This is a genomic window from Paenalkalicoccus suaedae (genome assembly GCF_006965545.2).
Taxonomy (GTDB): Bacteria; Bacillota; Bacilli; order Bacillales; family Salisediminibacteriaceae; genus Paenalkalicoccus; species Paenalkalicoccus suaedae.
The window spans coordinates 2062030-2087270 of the sequence record NZ_CP041372.2; the positions used below are offsets into that span (position 1 = coordinate 2062030).

At 42.5% G+C, this 25241-nt stretch carries 26 protein-coding genes and 1 riboswitch; of the genes, 3 read left to right on the forward strand and 23 right to left on the reverse strand.

The window, feature by feature from the left end:
* Positions 1-41: 41 nt before the first annotated feature.
* Together ftsY and smc are read right to left on the reverse strand one after the other, a co-directional pair.
* Positions 42-1037, reverse strand: coding sequence for a signal recognition particle-docking protein FtsY (gene ftsY / locus FLK61_RS10935; protein WP_176009501.1), 996 nt, complete (start codon positions 1035-1037; stop codon positions 42-44).
* 12 nt (positions 1038-1049) lie between these two features.
* A complete protein-coding gene (smc, locus tag FLK61_RS10940; protein WP_176011211.1) occupies positions 1050-4631 on the reverse strand; it encodes a chromosome segregation protein SMC in 3582 nt (1193 codons plus the stop codon).
* Positions 4632-4788: 157 nt separating this feature from the next.
* On the opposite strand from smc, the gene FLK61_RS10945 reads away from it, so the two are divergent.
* Both FLK61_RS10945 and kapB read left to right on the forward strand, forming a co-directional pair.
* On the forward strand, positions 4789-5013 hold the full coding sequence (locus FLK61_RS10945) for a DUF1128 domain-containing protein (protein ID WP_249777582.1): 225 nt from the start codon (positions 4789-4791) through the stop codon (positions 5011-5013).
* A 133-nt stretch (positions 5014-5146) separates the two neighbouring features.
* A complete protein-coding gene (gene kapB / locus FLK61_RS10950) occupies positions 5147-5518 on the forward strand; it encodes a kinase-associated lipoprotein KapB (protein ID WP_430708748.1) in 372 nt (123 codons plus the stop codon).
* Positions 5519-5624: 106 nt separating this feature from the next.
* Here the strand turns inward: kapB and FLK61_RS10955 are convergent, their stop codons facing one another.
* The 14 genes from FLK61_RS10955 to FLK61_RS11020 form a co-directional block, all read right to left on the reverse strand.
* On the reverse strand, positions 5625-6869 hold the full coding sequence (locus FLK61_RS10955) for an IS256 family transposase (RefSeq protein WP_176008377.1): 1245 nt from the start codon (positions 6867-6869) through the stop codon (positions 5625-5627).
* Positions 6870-7072: 203 nt separating this feature from the next.
* Positions 7073-7465, reverse strand: a complete 393-nt coding sequence (locus tag FLK61_RS10960) for a hypothetical protein (protein ID WP_176009503.1) — start codon at positions 7463-7465, stop codon at positions 7073-7075.
* Between the two features lie 121 nt (positions 7466-7586).
* On the reverse strand, positions 7587-8303 hold the full coding sequence (rnc, locus tag FLK61_RS10965; protein WP_430708818.1) for a ribonuclease III: 717 nt from the start codon (positions 8301-8303) through the stop codon (positions 7587-7589).
* A gap of 180 nt (positions 8304-8483) precedes the next feature.
* Complete coding sequence (gene acpP / locus FLK61_RS10970) at positions 8484-8717, reverse strand: acyl carrier protein (protein ID WP_176009504.1); 234 nt, start codon at positions 8715-8717, stop codon at positions 8484-8486.
* An 89-nt stretch (positions 8718-8806) separates the two neighbouring features.
* Positions 8807-9547: a 3-oxoacyl-[acyl-carrier-protein] reductase gene (gene fabG / locus FLK61_RS10975; RefSeq protein WP_430708749.1), complete on the reverse strand. Its 741-nt coding sequence runs from the start codon at positions 9545-9547 to the stop codon at positions 8807-8809.
* Positions 9544-10482, reverse strand: a complete 939-nt coding sequence (gene fabD / locus FLK61_RS10980) for an ACP S-malonyltransferase (protein WP_176009505.1) — start codon at positions 10480-10482, stop codon at positions 9544-9546. Before fabD ends, fabG begins: the two co-directional genes overlap by 4 nt.
* Entirely contained in the window at positions 10479-11489 is a 1011-nt protein-coding gene (plsX, locus tag FLK61_RS10985; RefSeq protein WP_176009506.1) for a phosphate acyltransferase PlsX, read from the reverse strand. The genes fabD and plsX overlap by 4 nt, the downstream gene beginning before the upstream one ends.
* Complete coding sequence (fapR, locus tag FLK61_RS10990; protein ID WP_176009507.1) at positions 11486-12055, reverse strand: transcription factor FapR; 570 nt, start codon at positions 12053-12055, stop codon at positions 11486-11488. The genes plsX and fapR overlap by 4 nt, the downstream gene beginning before the upstream one ends.
* Before the next feature lie 80 nt (positions 12056-12135).
* Positions 12136-14163, reverse strand: coding sequence for an ATP-dependent DNA helicase RecG (recG, locus tag FLK61_RS10995; protein WP_176009508.1), 2028 nt, complete (start codon positions 14161-14163; stop codon positions 12136-12138).
* Between the two features lie 9 nt (positions 14164-14172).
* On the reverse strand, positions 14173-15054 hold the full coding sequence (gene sdaAA, locus FLK61_RS11000; RefSeq protein WP_176009509.1) for an L-serine ammonia-lyase, iron-sulfur-dependent, subunit alpha: 882 nt from the start codon (positions 15052-15054) through the stop codon (positions 14173-14175).
* Positions 15055-15070: 16 nt separating this feature from the next.
* A complete protein-coding gene (sdaAB, locus tag FLK61_RS11005; protein ID WP_176011215.1) occupies positions 15071-15733 on the reverse strand; it encodes an L-serine ammonia-lyase, iron-sulfur-dependent subunit beta in 663 nt (220 codons plus the stop codon).
* Between the two features lie 163 nt (positions 15734-15896).
* Entirely contained in the window at positions 15897-16745 is an 849-nt protein-coding gene (locus FLK61_RS11010; protein WP_176009510.1) for a DegV family protein, read from the reverse strand.
* Between the two features lie 18 nt (positions 16746-16763).
* Positions 16764-18386, reverse strand: coding sequence for a DAK2 domain-containing protein (locus FLK61_RS11015; RefSeq protein ID WP_176011216.1), 1623 nt, complete (start codon positions 18384-18386; stop codon positions 16764-16766).
* Between the two features lie 61 nt (positions 18387-18447).
* Positions 18448-18810 carry an Asp23/Gls24 family envelope stress response protein gene (locus tag FLK61_RS11020; RefSeq protein ID WP_176009511.1) on the reverse strand — a complete coding sequence of 121 codons (363 nt, stop codon included), beginning with the start codon at positions 18808-18810 and terminating at the stop codon, positions 18448-18450.
* A 244-nt stretch (positions 18811-19054) separates the two neighbouring features.
* Between FLK61_RS11020 and rpmB the strand changes: the two genes are divergently transcribed.
* Positions 19055-19243 carry a 50S ribosomal protein L28 gene (gene rpmB, locus FLK61_RS11025; protein WP_176009512.1) on the forward strand — a complete coding sequence of 63 codons (189 nt, stop codon included), beginning with the start codon at positions 19055-19057 and terminating at the stop codon, positions 19241-19243.
* Between the two features lie 66 nt (positions 19244-19309).
* Here rpmB and spoVM read toward each other — a convergent pair whose 3' ends face one another.
* The 7 genes from spoVM to FLK61_RS11060 all read right to left on the reverse strand — a co-directional run bounded on the left by spoVM (position 19310) and on the right by FLK61_RS11060 (position 25217).
* Positions 19310-19390, reverse strand: a complete 81-nt coding sequence (gene spoVM / locus FLK61_RS20335; protein ID WP_176011217.1) for a stage V sporulation protein SpoVM — start codon at positions 19388-19390, stop codon at positions 19310-19312.
* Between the two features lie 69 nt (positions 19391-19459).
* On the reverse strand, positions 19460-20113 hold the full coding sequence (locus FLK61_RS11035; protein WP_176009513.1) for a thiamine diphosphokinase: 654 nt from the start codon (positions 20111-20113) through the stop codon (positions 19460-19462).
* On the reverse strand, positions 20110-20673 hold the full coding sequence (gene thiT, locus FLK61_RS11040; protein ID WP_176009514.1) for an energy-coupled thiamine transporter ThiT: 564 nt from the start codon (positions 20671-20673) through the stop codon (positions 20110-20112). The genes FLK61_RS11035 and thiT overlap by 4 nt, the downstream gene beginning before the upstream one ends.
* 69 nt (positions 20674-20742) lie before the next feature.
* Positions 20743-20844: riboswitch (TPP riboswitch) on the reverse strand.
* Positions 20845-20876: 32 nt separating this feature from the next.
* Positions 20877-21521, reverse strand: a complete 645-nt coding sequence (gene rpe / locus FLK61_RS11045; protein WP_176009515.1) for a ribulose-phosphate 3-epimerase — start codon at positions 21519-21521, stop codon at positions 20877-20879.
* A 1-nt stretch (position 21522) separates the two neighbouring features.
* The gene (rsgA, locus tag FLK61_RS11050; protein ID WP_176009516.1) at positions 21523-22404 is read right to left on the reverse strand and encodes a ribosome small subunit-dependent GTPase A; all 882 of its coding nucleotides are present in this window, start codon (positions 22402-22404) and stop codon (positions 21523-21525) included.
* 12 nt (positions 22405-22416) lie between these two features.
* Positions 22417-24468 (reverse strand): Stk1 family PASTA domain-containing Ser/Thr kinase, encoded by a 2052-nt coding sequence (pknB, locus tag FLK61_RS11055; protein WP_176009517.1) that lies wholly within the window; start codon positions 24466-24468, stop codon positions 22417-22419.
* Positions 24465-25217: a Stp1/IreP family PP2C-type Ser/Thr phosphatase gene (locus FLK61_RS11060; RefSeq protein ID WP_249777583.1), complete on the reverse strand. Its 753-nt coding sequence runs from the start codon at positions 25215-25217 to the stop codon at positions 24465-24467. Before FLK61_RS11060 ends, pknB begins: the two co-directional genes overlap by 4 nt.
* Positions 25218-25241: the final 24 nt, after the last annotated feature.

Consider the following 25241-nt stretch of genomic DNA (forward strand, 5'->3'; position numbering starts at 1 on the left):
CTTAAATCGTACAGGAGGCGCATAGGGGTGTCAAGCGAGCTCTATTCCGCGCGCTCCTCCGCTTCTTGAAGAACGTCAGCAAATAGTCCGTTGACATACTGCTCTGCGTTAAACTCGTGCAAATCATCTGCTCCTTCACCGAGTCCGACAAGCTTTACAGGGATATCGAGCTCATTACGAATAGCAAGCACGATTCCACCTTTTGCTGTTCCATCAAGCTTAGTTAACACAATCCCCGTTACTTCCGTAGATTGACCGAAGGTTTTTGCTTGGCTCATCGCATTTTGACCGGTTGTAGCATCTAACACGAGAAGGACCTCATGAGGTGCGTCAGGGATTTCACGCGTCAACACACGCTTTACTTTCTCTAGCTCATTCATTAAGTTGACTTTATTCTGCAGACGCCCAGCCGTATCGCACAGCAGGACATCCACCCCTTTTGATTTGGCAGAGTGAATCGCATCGTACATAACGGCCGCCGGGTCGGAGCCTGCCTGCTGTTTAATCACGTCCACGCCTGCTCGTTCTCCCCACACTTCAAGTTGTTCAATCGCACCAGCACGGAAGGTATCTCCAGCTGCTAGCATGACTTTCTTTCCTTCTGCTTTTAGCTTATGCGCAAGCTTTCCGATCGACGTCGTCTTTCCAACGCCATTCACGCCAACAAATAAATACACAGTTAACCCGTCCGCATTTACTCGAAGCTCTGTTTCATCTTCTGATTTTTGGAGAAGCTCTGCAAGCTTCTCAGAAATAACTGGCTGAATGTCTTTCGCGTCTTTAATATTGCGACGCTTCGCCTCATCGCGAAGTGTATCTACAAGCTCCATTACCGTGTTAACGCCAACGTCTGCTCCAATTAAAAGCTCTTCAAGCTCTTCAAAAAATTCCTCGTCAACCGTGCGATAATCCTTTACAAGCTCATTCATTGCACCGACAAAATTGTCACGTGTTTTCGTTAGTCCATCGCGAAACTTTTCCGTCACAGAATCGGTTTGCGTAGATAGTTTATCTTTTAATTTCTTAAAAAAACTCATCGTCATCCTCCTCTACCGTCTTGCGGCTTCTTTTTGTGTGCCTACAAAATGCTGCGATTCTTCAAGTTTTACCGATACTAAATTCGAGACACCAGATTCCTGCATAGTAACGCCATATAAAACATCCGCTTTCTCCATCGTCCCCTTGCGATGCGTGACTACAATAAACTGCGTCTCTTGCGAAAATTCTTTTAAGTACGTCGCAAATCGAACAACATTCGCTTCATCAAGTGCCGCTTCTACCTCATCTAACACACAAAACGGAACTGGTCGTACTTTTAGAATAGAGAATAATAGCGCGATTGCAGTCAATGCTCTCTCACCGCCTGATAGGAGTCCTAAGTGTTGCAGTTTTTTACCTGGTGGTTGCGCAATAATATCCACGCCAGTGTGCAAAATATCGTCTTTATTCGTGAGCTTAAGCTCTGCTGTTCCTCCACCAAACATTTGCGTAAACACTTGCTCAAAGTGACCTTTAATCTCCTCAAACGTCTCCTTAAAGCGTCTCGTCATCTCTTCATCCATCTCTTCAATAACGGAATGAAGAGCCGCCTTCGCTTGCTCTAAATCCTCTTTTTGATCAAGTAAGAAGATGTATCGCTCGCTGACGCGTTCATACTCTTCAATCGCGCCTACGTTCACATCTCCAAGCTCTTCAAGAGACATCTTTAATAGCTTTACCTGTTCGAGTGCATCCTCATACTCAATCTCTAAAGGATACTCTCGTTTAGCACGATCAAATGATAGCTCATATTCCTCTTGGAGACGAGTGAGTCTTGTATCAAGCTCCACATCTAGACGATTCAGCTTAATTTCAGCGTCATGGTGCACCTGTGTTATATACTGCACCTGCTTCGAGGTTTCTTTTACTTCCGTCTCAAGAGCATCTCGCCCATTTTGCAGTTCATCACGCTCTAAGCGAAGTTTATTCATCCGCTTCCACATTTGCTCTTTTTCCGTGCGCTTCTTCTCAATCTCTTGATTAATCTCACTCTGATCCATCGTTTCAGAGGATGCTTCTTTCTCAAGAAACGCATGAGCCTCTTCTTTCTTGACAATATCTTGATGGAGTTTCGTCCACTCTTCTTTAAGCAGAGCAGTTGATTCCTTTGCATATGTTACCTGCTCCTGCTTCGTTGCAAGTGCAATTTGCTTCTCCATCCTACGCCTTTGTAGCTCTTCACGAGCAGAGTCATCAAGCTCCTTTTTGCTAGAAGCCTCCTCGATCGACGTATTGAGCTCTCGAATGGATACGTCTGTTTTAGCCAACTCTTCTTCTAGCTCTTTTAAGCGATCTTCTTTATCTTCAACGTCCGCTACGACTTCACGTTGTTCTAAATCATAAACCTGGAGTCTATCATTTAATGCAGAAAGCGCAAGCTCTTGTTGATCGACAAGCATCTTCGCCTCTCGCTCACGACTACGAAGCTCTTCTCCTTCAGTTTCCACTTCTTTTTGCTCTTCTTCAATCGTTGCTAATGAGCCTTTTGCAGTTTGAAGCTCTTCTTCTAACTGCTTCGTTTGATTTTGAAGCGTAGTGATTTTACCTGTTAACGAATCCATCTCCTGCTGACGACCTAAAAGCTGTCCTTGCTTCTTTTGGAGACTACCACCAGTCATTGCACCGCCGGGATTTACTACGTCCCCTTCTAACGTCACGATGCGAGTGCGGTAATTTAGTCGTTGTGCGATGGCCCTTGCTGTAGTTAAATCCGTTGCAATAACTACATTACCTAATAAGTGACGAATGACATGCTGATAGCGGTCCTCCGTCTTTATGAGCTCGCTCGCTACTCCTATATAGCCATCCATGCCTTCTAATTCGTCCGCCCGAGCTAAAAGCCTAGACTTGACGACATTCATTGGTAAAAATGTTGCTCGTCCTAAGCGACGTTCTTTTAAAAAGGCAATCGCAGATCGACCCGTTGCCTCATCCTCTACAATAACGTGTTGCTGACTAGCTCCAAGCGCGATATCAATAGCAGTTTGATAATCTGCTCGTACATCAATCATCTCTGCTACTGCCCCATGTAAGCCCTTAAAGGATCGGTCACGTTCTTTTAAGAGCTCTTTTACTCCTTGGAAAAATCCAGCGTACTCCTGTTGCATGCTAACAAGCGTTTCGTATCTAGCTTCTAACTGTTGCAAATGTCTAAGACCCTCATAGTAAAGCGTCTGATTTTTATCATAAGAAGCTGCCTTCTTTTCCTTACGTACTTTGAGCTCTTGATGTTTCGCAAGAAGATCATCTATCTCTTTTTTTACATTAGAAAGCGTTTCATGTGCTTGCTGCAATTGCTCTTTTGTTGCTGTTCGTTTTTCAACTAAATCCTTATTTTCTCCCGATTTACGTACTTGTCTAGACTGGTATTTTTCTAATTGCTCTACGACATATGTACGTTCATTCTTTAAGGAAGCCTGTTTATTTAATAAATCAATATAATCCGCCTTCAAGTCCTCTAATGTTGCTTCAGACTGAAGCGCTGTCTGAGCAAGCTCTTTTTCTATTGAATGAAGAGCAGCGCGTGTCTCTGCTACAAGCTGCTCTTTATCAACGAGCTCGTGCTGCTTATCTTCAAGCTTTTGTGCTAGCTCCTCGCGAGCATGACGAAGCTCGTTTAACTCTGTCACATATTGATGCTTATTTTGCGCGTAGTTCTTATTACGCTCTACAAGTACTTGCTTGAGTCCTTCTTGCTTTTCTAACGACTCACTGATATGAAGTAAAGACTCTTGAAGCTCTTCAATAGCTTGATCAAGCGTTTTAATATGCGCCTTTTGACGAGCTACCTTCGCTTCCATACCAGTGGCAGTAGCCTCTAGTCGTTGCTTTCTTGCTTCAAGGTTTTCGAGCTCTTCTTTACGATTAGTCCACTTTTCGTGGAGATCTTCGATTTCGAAGGCTAGTAACCCTGTTTCAATTTGCTTTAATTCTGCACGCTGGTCTAAATATTCACGTGCGATGGCTGCCTGCTCTTTAAGAGGCTCTACCTGCTGCTCTAGCTCATGTAGAATATCCCGCACTCGGTTTAAGTTATCTTGCGTATCTGTTAACTTCTTTTCTGATTGTAGCTTGCGTGTTTTATATTTTAGAACGCCAGCCGCTTCTTCGAAAATTGCTCTTCGATCCTCTGACTTACTAGACAAAATTTCTTCGACGCGACCTTGTCCAATGATCGAAAAGGATTCCCTCCCAAGACCTGAGTCCATAAATAATTCGACGATATCTTTTAATCGGCACGGCTGATTGTTAATTAGATATTCACTATCTCCCGTTCGATACACTCTTCTCGTAACTGCTACTTCTGTATAGTCGATTGCTAAATGTTTCTGTTCATTATTCAAAACAAGCGATACCTCTGCCATATTAAGCGGCGGTCTTGTATCACTTCCTGAAAAAATGACATCCTCCATTTTAGCTCCACGTAAATTTCGTGCAGACTGTTCACCTAATACCCATCTAATAGAGTCCGAAATATTACTTTTCCCACTCCCGTTAGGACCAACTACTGCAGTTGCTCCGGATACGAAATCAATGGACAATGGATCTGCAAACGATTTAAATCCCGTGAGTTCGAGCCTTTTAAGGAACAATGTCACTCACCTCTACCTTCCTAAATCTCTACGCTAACTAAACTATTTTATCATATTTGAAAGCAGAGAATCAGTATCTATCTGTTTTTCTCACACCACTTACACAAAATTCGTGATACACTAATTTTATTATAGAAGTTTGAAAGGATGTTTTAACGTGTCTGAACAAGAATCTAGACAAGAAATCGAGAGAATGTTAGACGATATTAAAGTAAAGCTTCAAATTGTTAATGGTGCGGCTATAAAGCCAGAACACTTTTCTGTCAAAAAGCTAACGGAGATTAGCGAAATCCACCAAATGGTGATGGCTAAAAATCGCTTTAGCGTAAGTGAAATGGATGCAATCGTAACAGAGCTTGGTACGTTAAAGCACGAAGGCTAACCCATACATAAAGTCGTGCAGATGCACGGCTTTTTTTGATAAGGCGAACACCTACTATTTTCTTCACAAATTAGGGCTATGTTATCCTTAAATAAATGGTTGCGACACTACTAGAGAGGTGATGAGTGTGGATATGGAGACTGGTCAACACGTAATAGGTACGTATAAAACGGGGCAGTATGTTGGAGAAATTGTTGGACAGCGCGGCGGATTTTATGTGGTGAAGGTACTGGCTGTTAAAAAGCACCCAACTCAAGGAGATCTGCATAATCCTCGCCAAACGGATGTACCATTATTCCAAGAGAGGCGAGCTCTAGCCTACACAGAAAAGGCAAATATGCCAAATACGCATGTAAAGCCTTACGAGGGTGAAATTTCAGATTATAGAACGTCGTTAAAGGTTGCGCTAGATGAGCTTCGTCAAAAGCTTGAAATGGACGATACGGAGTGGGCGAAGAAGTCGATAGAGAATTTGAATACGCTTGAAGCGGATTATTTTAAATAGGTAGCTTTATAAAGCGGCTTTGACAGGAATGATGTATCTGTCAAAGCTTTTTTTGTGTGGGTGTTAGTAGACAGTGTGGGTTTGTCAAATAAACTGTGTAAGTTTCTTACTCCAGGTACTTGGCAGCCCTAGTCTGTAGGCTTTCATTGATCAATAGCTGATTTAATACTTGGGCCCAGTTAGGAACGAAGCCAGTTGCCCATTTCACTTCTAATTCTCTAATCCGTAAAAAGAGTAGTTTTAATAAAGCATTCTCATGGGGGAATGCTCCTTTTTTAGTGACTTTTCTAAAGCTGGAGTGAACACTTTCGACCGCGTTGGTGGTGTACATGATTCTTCGAATCGCACTGCCATAATCAAAAAGCTGTTCAACGTGTTGAAGGTTTCTTCTCCAGACATCAATAGCGCCTGGGTATTGTGTCCATTGCTTCTCAAACTCATCAAAGGCTTTTCGGCAAGCTTTCAAATTTGGAGCACCATAAACGGTTTTAAGAGATTTAGTGAAAGCACGATAGTCTTTATAAGGTACATAACGGACAGAGTTGCGTATTAAATGAACAATACAACGCTGGACCACGACCTCTGGGAAGACGGCTTTAGCGCCTTCTTCTAATCCACTGACACCATCCATTGAAATAAAGAAGATGTCTTCGACACCTCGGGACTTAATCTCATCGAAGATCTGCATCCATTTGTGTTTACTTTCTGTTTCATTTAGCCACAAACCTAAAATCTCTTTTTTACCTTCAAGTGTATAACCGAGAATCGTATAAACGGCATACTTTCTCGTCTCGTGGTGGTTACGAATGGTGGTATACATACAGTCTACAAACAGAAATGAATAACAGCTTTGAAGTGGACGGAACTGCCACTCTTCAAGATCTGGCATCACACTGTCTGTGATGTCTGAGACCATCTCGTGAGAGATGGAAAAGCCATAGATCTCCTCAATTGTAGAGGAGATATCACGTTGTGACATACCTCTCGCGTACATCGAGATTACCTTATCCTCCATCTCAGAGAGATTCTTTTTACGCTTTGGGACAAGAAGAGGTTCAAATGATCCGTCTCGATCACGTGGCACTTGAATGTCCAGTTCACCAGAGCTCGTTTGAAGCGTCTTTTTCCCATAACCATTTCTTCTGTTTAGTGATTCTTTCTCTTCTTTACTGTTAGATTGGTAACCTAGATGGTGATTCATCTCGCCTTTTAGCATAGATTCAAACATTGGACCAAAGATATCTTTAAGGGCTTCCTGCATATCTTGAACGGATTCAGGCTCATACGTCTCTAGTATCTGTTTTGCCAACTCACTCGCTTTAGCATTTCGATCCTTTTTCACCATACCCATCCTCCTCCAACCATATGAATTTATCTTAACAATAAAAAACTAAACTGCGAAGTAAAAGTCGTACGCACTCTTACTTACACAGTTTAGTTTACAAGGCCGACAGTGTGTGCATTCTTCCCAACCGCATGTATCCCAGCAGCACACACGCCTTATGCTTAAGCTCAAGTTTTACTCTTCTCTACTAAATAGTACGATTATTTCATTTAATTCATGATACTAGAAAACCCTGCCTCGATGACCTCACCCTGCTCAACCGCGTAATAATAGACTACGTCAGGATCTGTTTCAAGTGTAACGGAGATAATGTACGGATTCATATGCTTAAATCCAGGTACACGATGAGGCACCGTCGCAATTTGCCAAGAATCATCTGGGTGCACATCCAATAAATAAAGCTCCACTTGCTCAACTTTATTTGCTATTCGATAATCAATCCAAAATGGCCTCCCAATAAAAAGAACGGCATATAAGATGATTACAGCCAGAGATACATAAACGAATCTTCTTCTCCATTGTGGCAAAGCAAGTGCACAAATAAGTAGACAACTCACGATAAAAGCCACTACCATAACTTCAACAAACGTCCGTGGCTCCATCTACCATCACTCCTTATGCTATAACGTCATTAAAACGTCAATCCTCTCTCATCTTTCTCCCAACAAAACAAAAAAGTGGTCTTCATCATGCTTTCTATAGCATCACAAAGAACCACTTTCGTTAATTTGAAGTTTCTTCTTGGTTGAGTTTTTCAAGTGCTTTTTGAGCGGCCATTTGCTCGGCTTCTTTTTTGGACTTACCAGTACCAGTACCGAGCTTTGTATCTTCTAGTGTCACTTCTGATACAAATTCACGTGAATGCGCAGGTCCTTTTTCTTGGACAATCGTATATTGTACCTGACCTTGGCTTTCTCGCTGAATAAGCTCTTGAAGCTGGCTCTTAAAGTCCATCATGTGAGAAAACTCACCTTGATGAATTTTTGGATAAACGAAATCGTTTAGGAAGCTGTAAACGGCGTCCATACCAGAGTCTAAGTAAAGTGCTCCAATGAATGCTTCAAAAACGTCTGCTAATAAAGCCGGACGCTCGCGACCACCGGTCATTTCTTCTCCCTTGCCTAAGAGAACGTAATCTCCAAAGTGAAGCTCTTTTGCGTTTTTAGCAAGAGAAGGCTCACATACGATCGCAGCTCTGAGTTTGGTCATCTCGCCTTCGCTCATATGATCGAAGAGCTTATATAAATATTGTGAGATGGCCAATTCCAAAACTGCATCGCCTAAAAATTCAAGACGTTCATTGTCATCATACGGTCTAATTCTGTGTTCATTGACGTAAGAGGAGTGTGTAAATGCTTGGATAAACAAATCTTCGCTTTCGTACGTCACGTTAATTTGTTCTAAAAACTGACGATATCTAGACTTTTGAGCCTTTGTCATCTGCAGTTTTTTTCCTTGTCGCTTCATACCCCTTCGATAAATCTTTCTCGATTGTTGCATAACAACCCCCATCGCTTCCCTACTGTATATTTTTGTATAATCATTTGCTCTCCTCTAACGGATGGGAAAGAGCATAAGGGTGCCACCCTAAGCTTAGGAGCACCCTTATAAAGTCTTTTATTATTGTTGACGCTCTATGTAATCGACGACGTCACCAACCGTTGAAATTTTTTCTGCTTCTTCATCAGAAATTTCAAGGTCAAATTCATCTTCTAGTTCCATAACTAGTTCTACTACATCAAGAGAGTCAGCACCTAAGTCATCCTTAAAGGTAGCTTCTTTTTTCACTTCAGACTCGTCGACACCGAGGCGCTCGGATACGATCTTTGCAATGCGATCTTGAATCGTTGCCATTCAACTCACCTCCTCTTCGTAATTATAGGATAAAACTAAGCGAAATACTAGTTAAATTATCACGCTTAACATGAGAACCTTTCGACTCATTATGGCATAACCATACCGCCATCGACATGAAGCGTCTGGCCTGTCATGTAGCTCGCATCTTCACTTGCTAAGAACCTGACAACTCGAGCAATATGATCCGGTTCACCTAGTTTTGCCAATGGAATTTGGCTCATGAGGGCATCCTTCATCTCATCATTTAACTCATCTGTCATTTCTGTTGTAATAAATCCTGGAGCTACTGCGTTCACTAAAATATTACGACTAGCTAGTTCACGCGCTAATGACTTTGTAAGCCCAATCACGCCAGCTTTACTCGCAACATAGTTAGCTTGACCAGCATTACCTAGGACGCCGACAACGGAGGAAATGTTAATAATTCTTCCGGCACGTTGCTTCATCATGGTACGCATAACTGCTTTTGAACAAAGGAAGACACCTTTTAGATTTGTGTTAATAACATCATCAAAGTCCGTCTCCTTCATACGCATCACGAGCGTATCACGAGTTATTCCAGCATTGTTTACAAGAATGTCTAGTCCGCCAAATGTTTCTGTTACAGCTTTGACCATCTCCTGTACATCGCTCTCTTTACTAACATCTGCTTGAATCGCAAACGCGTTAACTCCTAGTTCTTGACACTCGTTAGCTACTTGCTCTGCTTTTTCTTTACTGCCAGCATAGTTAATCGCAACGTCTACTCCGGACTTTGCTAATTCTAAAGCAATCGCTCGTCCAATTCCGCGAGATGCTCCTGTTACTAATGCGCGTTGACCCTTCATGATTTTGCCTCCTCTACTACCTGTAGTGCCGCTTCTAACGTGTCATTATCATAAACTGGTAACACCGTCGCTCGTCTTGATACTTTCTTTACTAATCCACTCAATACTTTTCCTGGACCAGCTTCAATAAATGTATCTACTCCTTGATCAACTAGATACGAAATCGTGTCTTCCCATAGTACGGGAGAGTAAATTTGCTTTTCTAAAAGATCACGCACGTCATCGGCTGGTTTTGCAGTCACGTTTGCAATGACTGGCGTTTGTTGCTCTGAAAGCTCGATTGTTTGTAGCACATCACGCATGTTTAAAGCAGCTGGCTTCATTAGGGATGAGTGGAACGGACCGCTCACATTTAGCGGTAGCGCACGTCTAGCACCAGCTTCACGCGCTAGCTCGATCGCACGCTCTACTCCTTCTGCGCTTCCTGAAATCACAATTTGTCCAGGGCAGTTGAAATTCGCAGGCTCTACAACACCAGCCTCTTCGGTTGCCTGCTTTGTCACTTGAACAAGCTCTTCGCGACCTAACCCCAAGATAGCTGCCATTGCCCCTTGCCCATTAGGAACCGCCTGTTCCATATATGTACCTCGCGCTCGCACGGCCTTTACAGCATCCTCAAAGGACATCGTACCTGCTGCAACTAACGCGCTGTATTCGCCTAAGCTATGACCTGCTAAAAAGTCGGGAGTGAGTCCTTTAGCCTTTAATACAGACCAAATGGCAACGCCAACTGTCACAAGCGCTGGCTGTGCGTTTGCAGTCTGCTTTAACTCGTCTTCTTCTCCATTAAAAATTTTATTAGTAAATGGCTCTCCAAGCGCTTTGTCTGCAGCTTCAAAAATGTGTGTTGCTTCTTGATGAGATTCAAAAAGCTCTTGGCCCATGCCTATTGCTTGGGAGCCTTGTCCTGGAAATAATACCGCGATTTTTGTCATGTGATATCCTCCTCTTCACGCTTCGGAAGCTTATTGATCGACTCTTCAATCAAAGGAATAACATCCTCTTCATGCATCACCTTTGCTTGTCTAATCGCACTAAAAAATGCCTGAGAGTCAGACGATCCGTGTGCCTTAATAACTGGTGCCTTCAAGCCAAATAGTCCAGCTCCACCATATTCCGAGTAGTCCATCTTATTTTTAATTTTCTTAAACGATGGACGCAACAGTCCAGCTGCTAGCTTGTTTTTTGTTGAGGATGTAAATTCCTCTTTCATGATCGAGAATAAGGACATCGCTGTTCCTTCAATTGTTTTAAGAACTAAGTTACCTGAGAAGCCATCACAAATGACGACATCCGCTGCCCCTTCTAAAAGATCACGAGATTCGACGTTACCAATAAAGTTAATAGGTAGGCCTTGAAGCTCTGTATACGCTCGTTTAACTAGATCAGAGCCTTTACCTGGCTCCGAACCAATATTAAGTAGTCCCACTCGTGGATTCTCTAGACCGCGCACCTTTTGCATATATATGTGACCCATAAGCGCATATTGAACAAGGTGAGATGTTTTTGCGTCCATGTTTGCTCCAACATCCAAAAGCAGGAAGCCCTCTCCGCCTCTCGTAGGTAGCATTGGAGATAGTGCTGGACGTTCAATACCCGCCGTACGGCCAATGACAAGCAATCCAGCAGTCATTAAAGCGCCTGTGTTACCTGCAGATACTGCCGCATCTGCCGCGTTATCTTTTACAGCTTGCACAGCCATAACCATCGAGGAATCCTTTTTCCTTCTAACTGCGCGAACAGGAGAATCCTCTCCATCAATGACAACGCTCGTATGTACTATCGTTAGTCGGTCGTTCTCAGTCACGTGCTCGTTAATTTTTTCTTGGTCTCCAAAAAGCGTAATGGATAGACTCGGGAATTCGGCTAATGCTTTGACACAGCCATCTATAATACTTTTAGGCGCGTTGTCGCCACCCATTGCATCAACTGCTAATCTCATTTCTTGGACTCCTCTCTTTCATCGCGAAACATAGAAAACGTTCCGGAAAATACGAGCTCGTTCTCTACGTAGCTTGCAACCTCCACTAATGTACGCTGTTCTTTAATCTCGCTTACCCTCGCCTTCGCAATGACCCGATCTCCCTCTTTAATTTGCTTGGTAAAGGAGATTTCGGCACTTGCCGTAAGCGCAAGATCATCATCGATCACTGCAACAGCTAACGAATTAGCTTGCGCAAAAACGTGATGTCCTCGTGCGATCCCTGTACGAGAAAAAACGTGTTCACTTCGAATATCCATAAGAGATATTGCATGCTTATCTAAGTCTAAATCAATAATCTCTCCAATTACTTCATCAATAGGAAGTGCTTTTACCGTATCATATTGTTTTTTCGCCACATGTTTAATACGTTCTCTTACTTCTGGTATATTCATCTCTAAACGATCCAGCCTAACGGTTTGCACGCTGACTTCAAATAAGTCTGCCAGCGCATCATCCGTTACAAAAGGATCTGTTTCAATTTTCTCTTTTAATTTTGGTTGTCGCTCTTTTTTTGACCACTTCATTCTCTATCACATCCGTTATTAGGACTAGGTACTAACTGTAGTATATAGAGGTAGCGCCATAATTTCAACAGAAAACGCGTTTAATCGAGCCTATCCTGCAAAAATGCGCCTTGTCTAGCTAGTTCTTCCCTAATTCCTCTATAGTCATCAGTCTCCCAAAATGCAGTTGATTTCACTAGCTTAGTAGCATCATCTCGTGCAATTTCGAGGATACGATAGTCTTCTACAATATCCGCAACCTTAAGCTCTGGCAACCCACTTTGCTTTACTCCGAAGAAATCACCTGGTCCTCGAAGCTCTAAATCACGCTCGGATAGCTCAAACCCATTAGAAGTCTCCGTCATAATTTGCATGCGTTCTTTCCCGTTTTCAGACTTAGGATCAGCTAGTAAAATACAATAAGCTTGATCAGACCCACGACCAACTCTTCCGCGAAGCTGATGCAGTTGTGCTAGTCCGAATCGATCAGCATCGTAAATGACCATAACTGTTGCATTAGGGACGTTTACCCCTACTTCCACGACAGTCGTCGATACAAGTACCTGTACCTCATTTTGAGCAAACTGCTTCATTACCTCATCCTTCTCGGTTGCATGAAGTCGCCCGTGCATTAACCCGACATTCCAGTCAGTTAAAACCATTTGTAGCTGTTGGTGGAGCTCAATCGCATTTTGAACATCAAGCTTTTCTGACTCTTCAATAAGAGGGGTAATTACATATGCTTGATTCCCTTTCTTCAAATGCTTCTCAATAAAGGTTAGGACTCTAGGGAGCATGTCCTGCTTTGCCCAATGCGTCTCAACAACCTTACGTCCTTTCGGCATCTCGTCGATCGTGGATACGTCCATATCGCCAAAAGCAGAAATTGCAAGCGTTCTAGGTATCGGCGTTGCTGTCATAAATAAGACATCTGGCTCTAATCCTTTTTCTTTTAGAACGCGTCGTTGCCCAACCCCAAACCGATGCTGCTCATCGGTAATGACGAGTCCTAAATTTGCGAATATAACAGGCTCTTGAATAAGTGCGTGCGTGCCTATCAAAACGTCAATTTCATGTGCTTCGAGCTTTGCTAACGTTTCTCGTCGCTCTTTTGTTTTCGATGATCCCGATAAAAACCCAATCCTCACCGGGGTGTTCGCAAAAAGTTCTGTTAAGGATTCCACGTGCTGTTCTGCTAAAATTTCTGTAGGAACCATTAACGCACCTTGATATCCAGCTAAGACAGAGGCATACAGCGCTACGGCTGCAACAACCGTTTTACCTGAGCCTACATCTCCTTGGAGTAGCCTGCTCATGCGATGCTTGCCTTCAAGATCCTCAAGTATCTCGTTTATCACACGATCCTGAGCCTGCGTGAGTGGGAATGGTAACGAGGCGATAAAGGCTTGCACCTCATCTTTATGAAGCGTCTTTGTCACACCGTGCGTGGATTCTCGTTGCTTCTTTCGGAAAACTTGCATTTTAAGTTGAAATAACAAAAGCTCTTCGTAAATCATACGACGCTTTGCCTGTAGGAATGCCTTCTCTTTCTCTGGGAAATGAAGACGATAAAATGCCTCACGACGATCCATTAATTTATACGTTTGCATGAGTTGATAAGGCAGGATCTCTTCAATGTCATCAGGAAACTCATCGAAGGATTGTTTAATCCATTTTCTTAACATAAACATTTTTATGTCGCCGCGTAGAGAGTAAACGGGGTCCAACCCTTGCCCCTCTGTTTTACCAATGAGCTTTGCACCATTTACAGCGAGGCGATTCTTATCGAGTTTGCCGTGAAAGCTAATCACTTGTCCAAGCTCAATTTGCTTTTTTAAATAGGGTTGGTTAAAGAAAATAGCTTGAACTAATAAACCGTCCACGAGAACGCGAACGGTCAGCCTAGATGATTGTTTTCGAAAGAAGCGGAGCTCTGGCTCACTGTGAACGGTGCCAGAGAGGGTTACTTTTTCTTCATGATCCACTTCTTGAATTCGTCTAATAGAGTGATCTTCATAGCGAAAAGGAAAATACGACTGCAAGTCATAAACGGTAGTAATACCTAATGCGGAGAGTCTTTCTGCCGCCTTTGCACCGATCCCGGATAATTCTTGAATGCCTCGTGTCATGCCTTCCCCCTACTTTCCAGCAGTGCCAAATATCTGATCTCGGTATCGTCTACCTGTTGGCGTGCCTGCAAGGCCGCCCTCACCCGTCTCTTTTAACGAAGTTGGCATGTTTTGTCCGATTTTATACATTGCATCAATAACCTCATCAGCCGGAATTCTACTCTCAATACCAGCTAGTGCTAGGTCTGCCGCGACAAGTGCATTAGATGCACCAAATGCGTTACGCTTCACACACGGCACTTCCACAAGTCCTGCAACAGGATCACAGACGAGGCCAAGCATATTCTTAAGCGCAATTGCCATCGCATGGCTTGATTGTTTAGGCGTACCTCCCGCCATTTCTACAATAGCAGCGGCTGCCATACCAGTAGCCGATCCAACCTCCGCCTGACAGCCTCCTGCTGCGCCAGAGATCGACGCATTATTGGCAATAATAAATCCAAATGCTCCACTTACAAATAAATAACGTACCATTTGCTCGCGAGTTGGATTCAACTTCTCTTTTACCGAAAATAGCGTACCCGGAACGACGCCAGCGGCTCCCGCCGTAGGAGTAGCACAAATCGTTCCCATCGCTGCATTTACTTCATTCGTTGCCATCGCTTTAGCAACCGCATCAAGTAAAAGCGTCCCTGATAATGTTTCGTTAATCATCATATATTCATGAAGCTTTTTGCCGTCCCCTCCTGTAAGTCCAGAGACGGAGCGGACATTTTCCATAATTCCTCGATTAACCGCTCGCTCCATCACGTCTAAATTCCGCTCCATTTGCGCCATAACCTCTTCACGTGTTCGGTCATGAATAGCCATTTCTTGTTTAATCATAATTTCGGAGAGTAGCTCCCCTTGTTCTTCTGCCTGCGTTACTAATTCTTCTACGTTACGAAACATTGGTAGACACTCCTTCCTATTCGTGTATCTTCGTTACTTGATTAATATGAGGCAACGTCGCAATTTCTTGCAGAAGCTCCTCCGTCACATTTTGGTCGACCTCAATGACCATCAGTGCCTCTTTACCAAGGTCTTTACGCGATACTTCCATATGTCCTATATTTACTTCATTATTTGCAAGTAAGGTTGCGACTTTCGCAATAGCTCCATATTTATCATCATGTACGACGATAATTGCGGGGTGATTTCCACTTAAACGAAGCTCAAATGTATTTAGCTCTTTTATTTCTACTTTCCCTCCGCCGATAGAAATACCTACAAGCTCCATCGATTTCTCGTCATCGGATAAGGTAATTCTAACCGTATTTGGATGCGCTGAAACAGCATCATCTTCAATAAATTCATAGGCTAATCCTTTTTCTTCCGCAAATTTAAATGCTTCTTTTAATCGTTCATCATACGTATCAAACCCCAATACCCCTCCAACTAGTGCTACATCGGTACCGTGACCTTGATACGTTTTAGCAAACGATCCATATAGTCTAAAGATGGCCTTTTTGGGCTCTGTTCTAAAAAGCTGGCGAGCTACCAAGCCAATTCTTGCTGCTCCTGCCGTGTGTGAGCTTGAAGGACCGATCATGACTGGACCAATAATATCAAATACACTTCTATATTTCACCATAGATTCCCCCTTGTACGTCTATATGGAATCGCTTTCATCATTATACTCTTCGCATACATGTCTATTTTAACAAACGAAGCATCGAAGAGCGAATAATTATCAAAAAGATTTCAAAACAAAAGGAGCCGATCGTGAACGAACACGAAAAGCTCCTAGTATGCTACATAGGTGTAACAGAGACCGATACCGTACCAGGGCCTACGTGTGTCCCGATAACCGGTCCAATATCTGTGATAACCTCTCGCTCCACCTTAAACTGAGACTTAACAGCTTCCATAATCATAGCTGCATCGTCAGAAGCTTTTGCGTGCGAGATTCCGACATGAAGTGTTTTACCTTCATACTCATCTTTTAGGCGATCGATAATCTTTTGAATCGCTTTTTTCTGTCCACGTACCTTCTCATACGGGTAAACTTCGCCCTCTTTATTTAAAGAAAGGATCGGCTTAATTTTTAATAAAGATCCAACTAATGCAGATGCTTTACCGATTCGACCATTCTTTTGTAAATACTCAAGTGTATCTACTAAGAAGTAAACAGACGTTGTCTCAAGCATTTCGTTAATCCGTTGCATGATAGCATCCTTCGTAGCACCAGACTTTGCTAAAATTGCAGCTTCTACCACGATAATACCAATCGCATAAGAGGCACGTTTTGTGTCCACTACAGTTACAGGTACTTCTTCTCCGAGTGTTTGCTCTGCCATATAAGCAGACTGGAAAGTACCACTAAGCTTCGAGGATAAATGCAACGAAATAATTTCCGTTTTATTTTTTTCGTATAATGATGTATATACTTCCTCAAACTGGAGTGGAGTTGGCTGAGATGTAGTCGGGACAAACTCATAAGACTCAAGCTTATCGTAGAAATTTGCAGGTGTTAAGTCTATTCCATCCTCATATGTCTCTTCGCCGAAGTGGACCTTTAGAGGAACGACATGAATATTTAGCTCCTGCAGAATATCCTTTGGAATATCTGCAGTTGAATCAGTAACAATTTGAATAGTCATATGAATGTCCTCCAATATTTATTCAACTGCTAAAATGTACGAATAAAGTGGCTGATTCCCTTTATGAACCTCAACTTCTACGTCTTCAAAGCTTGATTCGATATAGTTAGATAGAGCATTAGCTTCAGATTCTGTACGATCTTCCCCGTAAATAACTGTCACGATCTCCGAATCCTCATCGACAAGATTCTTCACAAGCTCCTCTGCAACCTTAGCAACGTCAGCGCCATTAGCAACAATATTTTTTTCCGAGATTCCCATGAAGTCACCCTTTGTAATGGAGACGCCATTTAAGCTAGTATCTCGCACTGCGTACGTAACTTCTCCTGTACGAACACCTTTAAGCGCGTCCGTCATATCAGATACGTTATCAGATAGTTCCTGTTCAGCATTAAAAGCGAGCATAGCAGCAAGGCCTTGTGGTACCGTTTTAGAAGGAACAACTTGTACATCTACATCCGCCACTTCCGCTGCTTGGTTAGCTGCCATAATAATATTGCTGTTATTAGGTAATAGGATGACCTTTTCTGCATTGGCTTCTTCAATAGCGCGAATAAAGTCCTCCGTAGACGGATTCATCGTTTGGCCACCTTCAATGACCTTTTTAACACCGAGACCCTCAAAGAGCTCTTTAATGCCTGATCCCATGCTGACTGTAATCACCGCATACTCCGTTTTTTCCGGCTTTTGGTGAGGTGTATCCATTCCTAGTAAACTAGAATGTTGCTCGCGCATATTCTCTACTTTAACGTTTACAAGAGAACCGTATGCTTGTGCATCATTAATAACATTCCCAGGGTTTTCTACGTGAATATGAATTTTTAAAAGATCTTCGTCAGAAACAACGAGTAACGAGTCACCGTATTTGTCTAGTTGCTCACGAAACGCCTGCTCATCATATGGATATTGCTCAAGTTTCTTGTCTTCAAACTTCACCATGACCTCTGTACAATAACCAAACTCAATGTCTTCAGTAGCCATATGACTCTGAGCAGATTGATGGTGCTCAAATTTAACAAGCTCTTCTAGAGATGGAGCTGATTCCTCTGCAGTCTGAATCGCTTCTCCTTTAAGAACTGCTAAGAAGCCTTCATAAATAGTGACTAACCCTTGTCCACCTGAGTCAACTACACCAACCTCTTTTAATACAGGTAGTAGGTCTGGAGTACGCTTTAAGGATGCTTTCGCTTCCTTTAGCACATCAGACATAACCTCAATGACGTCTGTCTTCTTCTCTGCAGAAGCTACTGCTTGTTTAGCTGCATCTTTAGCAACTGTTAAGATTGTTCCCTCAACAGGCTTCATAACAGCCTTATAGGCAGTGTCTACTCCATGCTGAAGAGCCAGGCTTAAATCTTTTGCCTGGAGTGTTTCTTTTTTCTCTACAGACTTTGAAAATCCTCGGAATAACTGAGAAAGTATAACTCCCGAGTTGCCACGAGCACCCATTAAAAGACCTTTAGCAAATGCTTGAGCTATTCTTCCTACATGGTCATGCGGTGCGTTTTTTACTTCTTTCACTCCTGAAGTAATGGTTAAATTCATGTTTGTCCCTGTATCACCATCCGGAACAGGAAAGACATTTAGTGCATCGATTTTCTTTGAGTTATTAGAGAGGTTTGTTGCACCCTCAATGAGCATTTGCGCAAACTTATCTCCCTCGATCTTGTTAACCACACGTGTTCCTCCTAACTAATCACATCTAATCGTTCGCTACGCGAACACCTGATACAAAAATATTTACAGACGTTACTTTAAGTCCTAGCATTTGTTCTAGCTGATACTTTACTTTTTGTTGTACGTTATGAGCTACCTCTGAAATCTTTGTCCCATAGCTTACGATAATGTACATATCAATATGTACGTCGTCATTATCCTCGCGAATAACAACACCCCGCGCTAAATTTTCGCGGCCTAAAAGATCCGTAATGCCGTCTTTTAGCTGCTTTTGAGATGCCATGCCAACAATCCCGTAGCAGTCTACTGCGGCCCCACCAGCGATTACTGCCGTTACTTCTTTAGATACATCAATATTTCCATAGTTTGTTTTAATTTCGATCGTCATAAATGTCATTGCCTCCTCAAAAAGGTTTTTACCGAAAGGCTATCGCCATTTTACTATAAAACCGAACATTATGAAAGGCACTCCGGTATATATACTACCTGAAGCGAATCGGCTGTCAAGGTTTTTTACTTGAAATATCTCTGAAATCACTTGTATTTAACAGAATGCTATGCTAATATATCCAAGTATGTTGTTTGAAATAACTGTGATTGAAAGTTACGGTTTGAAAGAAGGAGGGATTTCCATGGCACGCAGATGTGTTATTACAGGTAAAGGTCCATCTACTGGAAACAAGCGTTCACACGCACTTAACTCAACGAAGCGTCGTTGGGGCGCAAACGTTCAAAAGGTACGAATTTTAGTGGACGGTAAGCCGAAGCGCGTATACGTTTCAGCTCGCGCACTTAAGTCTGGTAAAGTTCAGCGCGTATAATTTTGTGACCTATTACGTAAAAGGACTCCTAATCCGTTAATCGGATTAGGAGTCCTTTTCTTTGTATTACCCTTTTCCAATTGTGCCAAGTACAGCTCGCACAACGCCCCCTATAAACTTCGGCAAACGGATCGTATAAAACTTCATGCTACTCCCTCCTGACGGAAAAAAGCGATTCTATTACATATATATTCAGTCTGCCACAGATAGTACCACTTAATTTTCGTCCTTGGACTCAATCACGATTACTTTACCTGATTCAATCTTCACAATTGCTTCGTCATCTACGATTTCATTACTAACACAAAGGCTCGAACCACGCTTTAATTGAGCATTTGTTAATTCATATTTCACTCCAGTAAGCGTTATTCCAGAAACTTTTTCTGTAATAGCTAATAAGGATAAATAGGTGTATATGGAATGCTTTACATGTTTGACGCCGCTATCTAGATAACTCATTCGATTGGAAGTATTGAGTATCTCCACTTCAATCCCACGTGTAGCAGCAACCTCTAACAACTGCACGTTCATTAAAAAGTGATCTAATCTGCCTCCTGTCGCCCCAACAATAATAAGCTTTTTAGCGTTAAATCTTTCTTTAACAATATCAAGTGCCAGCTCCATATCTGTCTGATCTTTTTCTGCAGGGAAAGTGGTTAGTTCTACTGATTCTGCTTTTAGTTGCTTTAAATATGTTTCTCCGATTGAATCAAAGTCCCCGATAGCAAGATTTGGTGTAATACAAGCCTCTAAAAGATAATAAGCTCCTCTATCAACGCCTATAATGCCAGTCGGTTTAAGCTCGTCGCAAAGCTCTTGAAGGGATGGAAGGTCCACTTTTGGACCTCCTGCTACTAACAAATATGTCATGCTACACGTCCGTTAGAGGGGTGTAGCACGACTTTTCCCTTATTAGCAAATAAGACCATGATAATGACTAAAATAACAAATGTAGGTGCGATATAGCTTAGATTATAGATAAATGAATACCATACTGGCGACATCCCTTCAGGGGCAAAGCTACCGAACCAAATTACACCTGCAGTAAAGTGTGAAAGTAATCGTAATGCAGATGCTAATGCCACTCCTGCGATAAGAAGTGTAAGCTTTTTACGGAACGAAGCCTGACTTGAAAAACGAAAAATACCAGCTAAACCTATCACTAAAAAGGCGATCGGATAGTCGAGTAATGCCTGCGCCCAGTGAACCACGAATGAATTAAACATTAGATTTAATGTGCCAAACAATCCGCCAGCTATAATCCCAGCAATAACTCCTCGTCTATAAGCGAGAATAAGGATTGGAAGCATAGAGAGCGTAATAGATCCCCCTTGAGGCATTTGAAACAGTGGAATTAAGTCTAACACATAAGCAAGACCGCTCATAATAGCGATTTCGAGCATAATAAGTAATCGTTTGTTTTGTCTCATAATAAATAATCCCCTTTTTTTAGAACCACAAAAAAAGACAGCTTATGCCGAGAAGGCAACAGCTGTCTGTTAGCATCATCTCCACATCCCTACGCAAGTATCAACTTACAGGTTTAAAGGGTCGAAGCGCATGCTTCCTCTCAGTCCTCTAAGACTCCCCTTGTGGTTCATTATTTTAATTTCGTTTAAGTAATTTCACTTTACTACTGTTGACGAATTTTCGCAATGGCAGCGTGTCGATCCTCTTGATTATAAATAGCCGATCCCGCAACAAGAACATTTGCACCAGCATCTACGCACTGTTTTGCTGTCATTTCGTTGACGCCACCATCGACTTCAATCTCAATATCACGATCTCCGACAAGCTCTTTTACTTCTGTAATTTTGGGTAGCACGGAAGAAATAAAAGATTGCCCACCGAAGCCTGGATTTACTGTCATAAGTAATACCATATCAATATCGTCAATAATTGGCTTGATCACATCTACTGGAGTAGCCGGATTTAATACAACGCCTGCTTTAACCCCATTTTCTTTAATCAAATGAATCGTACGGTGCAAGTGAGGACATGCCTCTACGTGTACCGTAATAATATCCGCTCCAGCTTTACAAAAGTCAGGAATATATTGATCCGGATTTTCGATCATAAGGTGCACATCTAACGGTAATGTCGTAATCGGACGCACAGCTTCAACAATAAGCGGTCCAATCGTAATGTTCGGAACAAAATGACCGTCCATTACATCGATGTGAATATAATCCGCTCCTCCTTCCTCGACATCCTTAATTTCTTTACCTAGTTCGGCAAAATTAGCTGAAAGAATAGATGGTGCAATTTTAACTGACATGCTAGTACCTCCGCTTTTGCGATTTAATTTCTTCTAAAAATTGAATATAGCTATCATAACGATGCTGCGCAATCTCTCCATCTTCGACAGCTGCCTTGACCGCACATTTAGGCTCATTTGAATGCGTACATCCTCTAAACTTGCATTCCTGTATTCGATCAGCCATTTCAGGATAGCAGGCGGAGAGAGAGTCCTCGGTAATACCATGGTAATCTAGAGAACTAAAACCAGGAGTATCTGCTACATAGCCACCTTCGATAGGAATAAGCTCCACGTGTCTCGTGGTGTGCTTCCCTCGATTTAAGCTTTTTGAGATCGCATTCGTCTCTAAATCTAGCTCCGGCTTTATCGCATTTAACAGCGATGATTTACCAACACCCGATTGTCCAGCAAAAACAGACACACGATTTGCTAAGGCAGGCTTCAACTCTTCGATCGTATCCGCTTGGTGAACCGATGTAGATATCACTTCATAGCCGATTTTTTCATACTCCTTTTTATACTGACGAATCTCTTCTAGTTTTTCCTCTGGCAATAAATCCATCTTAGATAAGCATATAAGTGGTTGAATGTCGTTTGCTTCAATATGCACAAGGAATTTGTCTAGTAATAGTGGACTAAACGCCGGCTCATGGACAGAAAAAACGAGTACAGCCTGTTCAACATTCGCTATTGGAGGACGAATGAGCTCATTCGTCCTATCATGTAATTCTAATACATATCCGTCTGTACGATTTTCCGCTTCAAAAACAACCCAGTCTCCAACTAGTGGCGTTAGCTTTCTCTTTCTAAAGTTCCCTCTACCTCTGCACTGAAAAATGCCGTCCTCGTTTTCGACATAGTAAAATCCACTTAATGCTTTTACGATTCTCCCAATTGCCATGCAAACCTCCATTTATTGATAGCTTAATAATTCCTCATAGGTGTATTCGTAAGGTGACTCTGAGAATTCTTGTCCATTCACATATAAAAGCAGATATCCTGTGTCACCTGGGTTTAACGTCATAGGTAGCGTAAATCTAGTCGTCTCCGTGATGGACTCGCTAACGACTTCTCTAGGTGTATCGCTCTCAGAATCAATAATAGAGATTTGAATACGATACTCAGGTGGTTCTGATCCCTCTGGCGCAGGCGGTACTTCTACTGAAAATGGTACGTCACTTGTAACTGGACCGTCCTCTTCGCCAGGATCTGGCTCTGGCTCCGGTTCTGGATCTGGCTCAGGAGTCTCAATCTCAGAAGATCCCCCTGAAGACGATGGCTCAGGTCCACGTGAGAAAGTAACCTCTACTGTTACAGGAGCATTAATTTCTGTCCCTCTTGATGGAGATTGTGCAATAACTAATCCTGACTCAATGGATGGATGGAAATCTTCTTCGAATCTTAATGTTACATAAGGATTATCATCCATCTGATCGAGTACCTCAGAACGCGTCATTCCAAACAAATTATCCATCACATACGTCATACCCTCACTAACCGTAAGAGTGACAACTGTTTCTTCTGCAATGACTGGTTCATTTGCTTCTGGTGACTGCGATAAAACTGTTCCTTCATCTTCTGTCGCACTCTCTTCATAAACAACTTCTATATCCTCAAAATCTGCTAAAAGCTCTTCCGCTTCCTCAAGTGATAGACCAACTACATCATTCATGTCGACCGTGCCATTCGCTTCGTTAGCAAATACCGTCACTAAAGAGCCCTCTTTTACGTTATTACCACCTTGAGGATTCGTTGAGATAACATGGTCTGGTTCCACAGTATCGTCTTCTCTATACGTGAGCTCTACTTCTAAACCTAGCGTTTCAAGCTCTGCTACTACTTCTGAGGACGGCTGCCCAACTAACCCTTCAGGAATCGTCACATCATTTACATAAAGTAGTCTTGGAATAAGGAAGAACACTAAAAATAACAGTAAAGCAAGAAATAGAGCCGATAAGCCAATCCATTTCCCTACACGCTTTTTCTTCTTTTTAGCAGGTTCTGCTGCAGGACCTTGAGCAGGTGCCTCGTCCGGCTTCCTTACTAGCGTTGGGTCACCTTCAAGCGGCGCATCAGCCGGTATAACAGGAATAGCTTTTGTCGCTTCAGGATCGTCCTCGCGCTCAATTGGCGCCTCATTCACTCGTGAAGGATCCAGTATAGTAGCTAATTCTCGTTGCAGTTCATCTGCTGACTCATAGCGGTTCGTAACATCTTTCGCTGTTAGCTTCATGATCATATTATCCACGCTTTGAGGCACATGCGGCGCTTTTTCTGTCACAGAAGGAATGGGTTCTTGAATATGCTTAATAGCAACAGAAACAGCTGTGTCCCCTTTGAACGGTGCTTCACCCGTTAGCATTTCAAACCCGATTATCCCTAAGGAATAAAGATCCGATTTAAAGGTGACCTGTCCACCACGTGCTTGTTCTGGCGATAAGTAGTGAACCGAGCCCAACACAGAATTTGTATGCGTAATGGTTGCTTCGTTAATCGCACGAGCAATCCCAAAATCTGTTACTTTAGCAATGCCATCTACACCAATCAATATGTTTTGAGGCTTTATATCCCGGTGTACGATATGGTTCGCATGGGCGTGAGAGAGCGCCGAGGCAATTTGTTTTAAAATACGAATAGACTCATCAACCGAAAGCGACCCATTCGCAACAACATAGTCCTTTAACGTTTCGCCCTCGACGTACTCCATAACAATATAATATAAATCCTCTTCTTCCCCGACGTCATATATACTAACAACGTTCGGATGAGAGAGGCTAGTTGCCGCTTCTGCTTCGCGTCTAAATCGTTGAATAAACTCATCGTCATTAGAAAACTGCGTTTTGAGCATTTTTACAGCGACATGACGATCGAGAATAAGATCTTTCGCTAAATAAACGTCTGCCATCCCGCCGCCGCCAATTGGACGAATTAATTTATAGCGATCGTTTAAACGTTTTCCTATCATGATGCATTCACTTCCTTTTGATGCCTAACGAGCGCTACGGTGATATTGTCCTCTCCACCGCGATTATTCGCCTCATTAATCATTGCGCGAGCAGCTTCCTCGAGCGGAATTTCTTGATCGTTAAAGATCGCAGACAAATCCATAGCAGATAGCTTGTTTGTTAACCCATCCGTGCAAAGTACAAGTAACGATCCTGAATTCCACGCAACGACACCAGTATCAATTTCAATAGTTGGCTCTGTGCCAAGTGCTCTCATTAATACATTCTTGCGAGGGTGCACTTCTGCTTCCTGCTCGGAAATTTCTCCACGTCTAACTAACTCTCCTACTAGAGAGTGATCTTTCGTTAATTGCGTAAGTTCATTTTCTTCATACAAGTAAATGCGAGAGTCTCCTACATGACAAAAAGAAATGAAAGAGTCTGTGCATATCGTCGCAACGAGGGTCGTCCCCATCCCTTTACAATCGGTATGCTCATTCGCATAGTCGAGAATGTGTTTATTTGCTTTTACAACGGTTGTTCGTAAGAAATCTTCTGCTTCTTCTTGAGAGAGAAGACTATCGTTACTTTGCCAGGATTCAAGGAGCACTTTTTTTGCCAGCTTACTCGCAACGTCTCCTGCCTGATGACCACCCATCCCATCAGCAACTAAAGCTAATAGCTGGCCGTTGTCTTTTTTAGCAACAGCAACACTATCTTCATTATGCGATCGTAATTTACCTATATCCGTTAACGATGTATATTCCAAAAACGATCCCCTCTTTCTACTTCC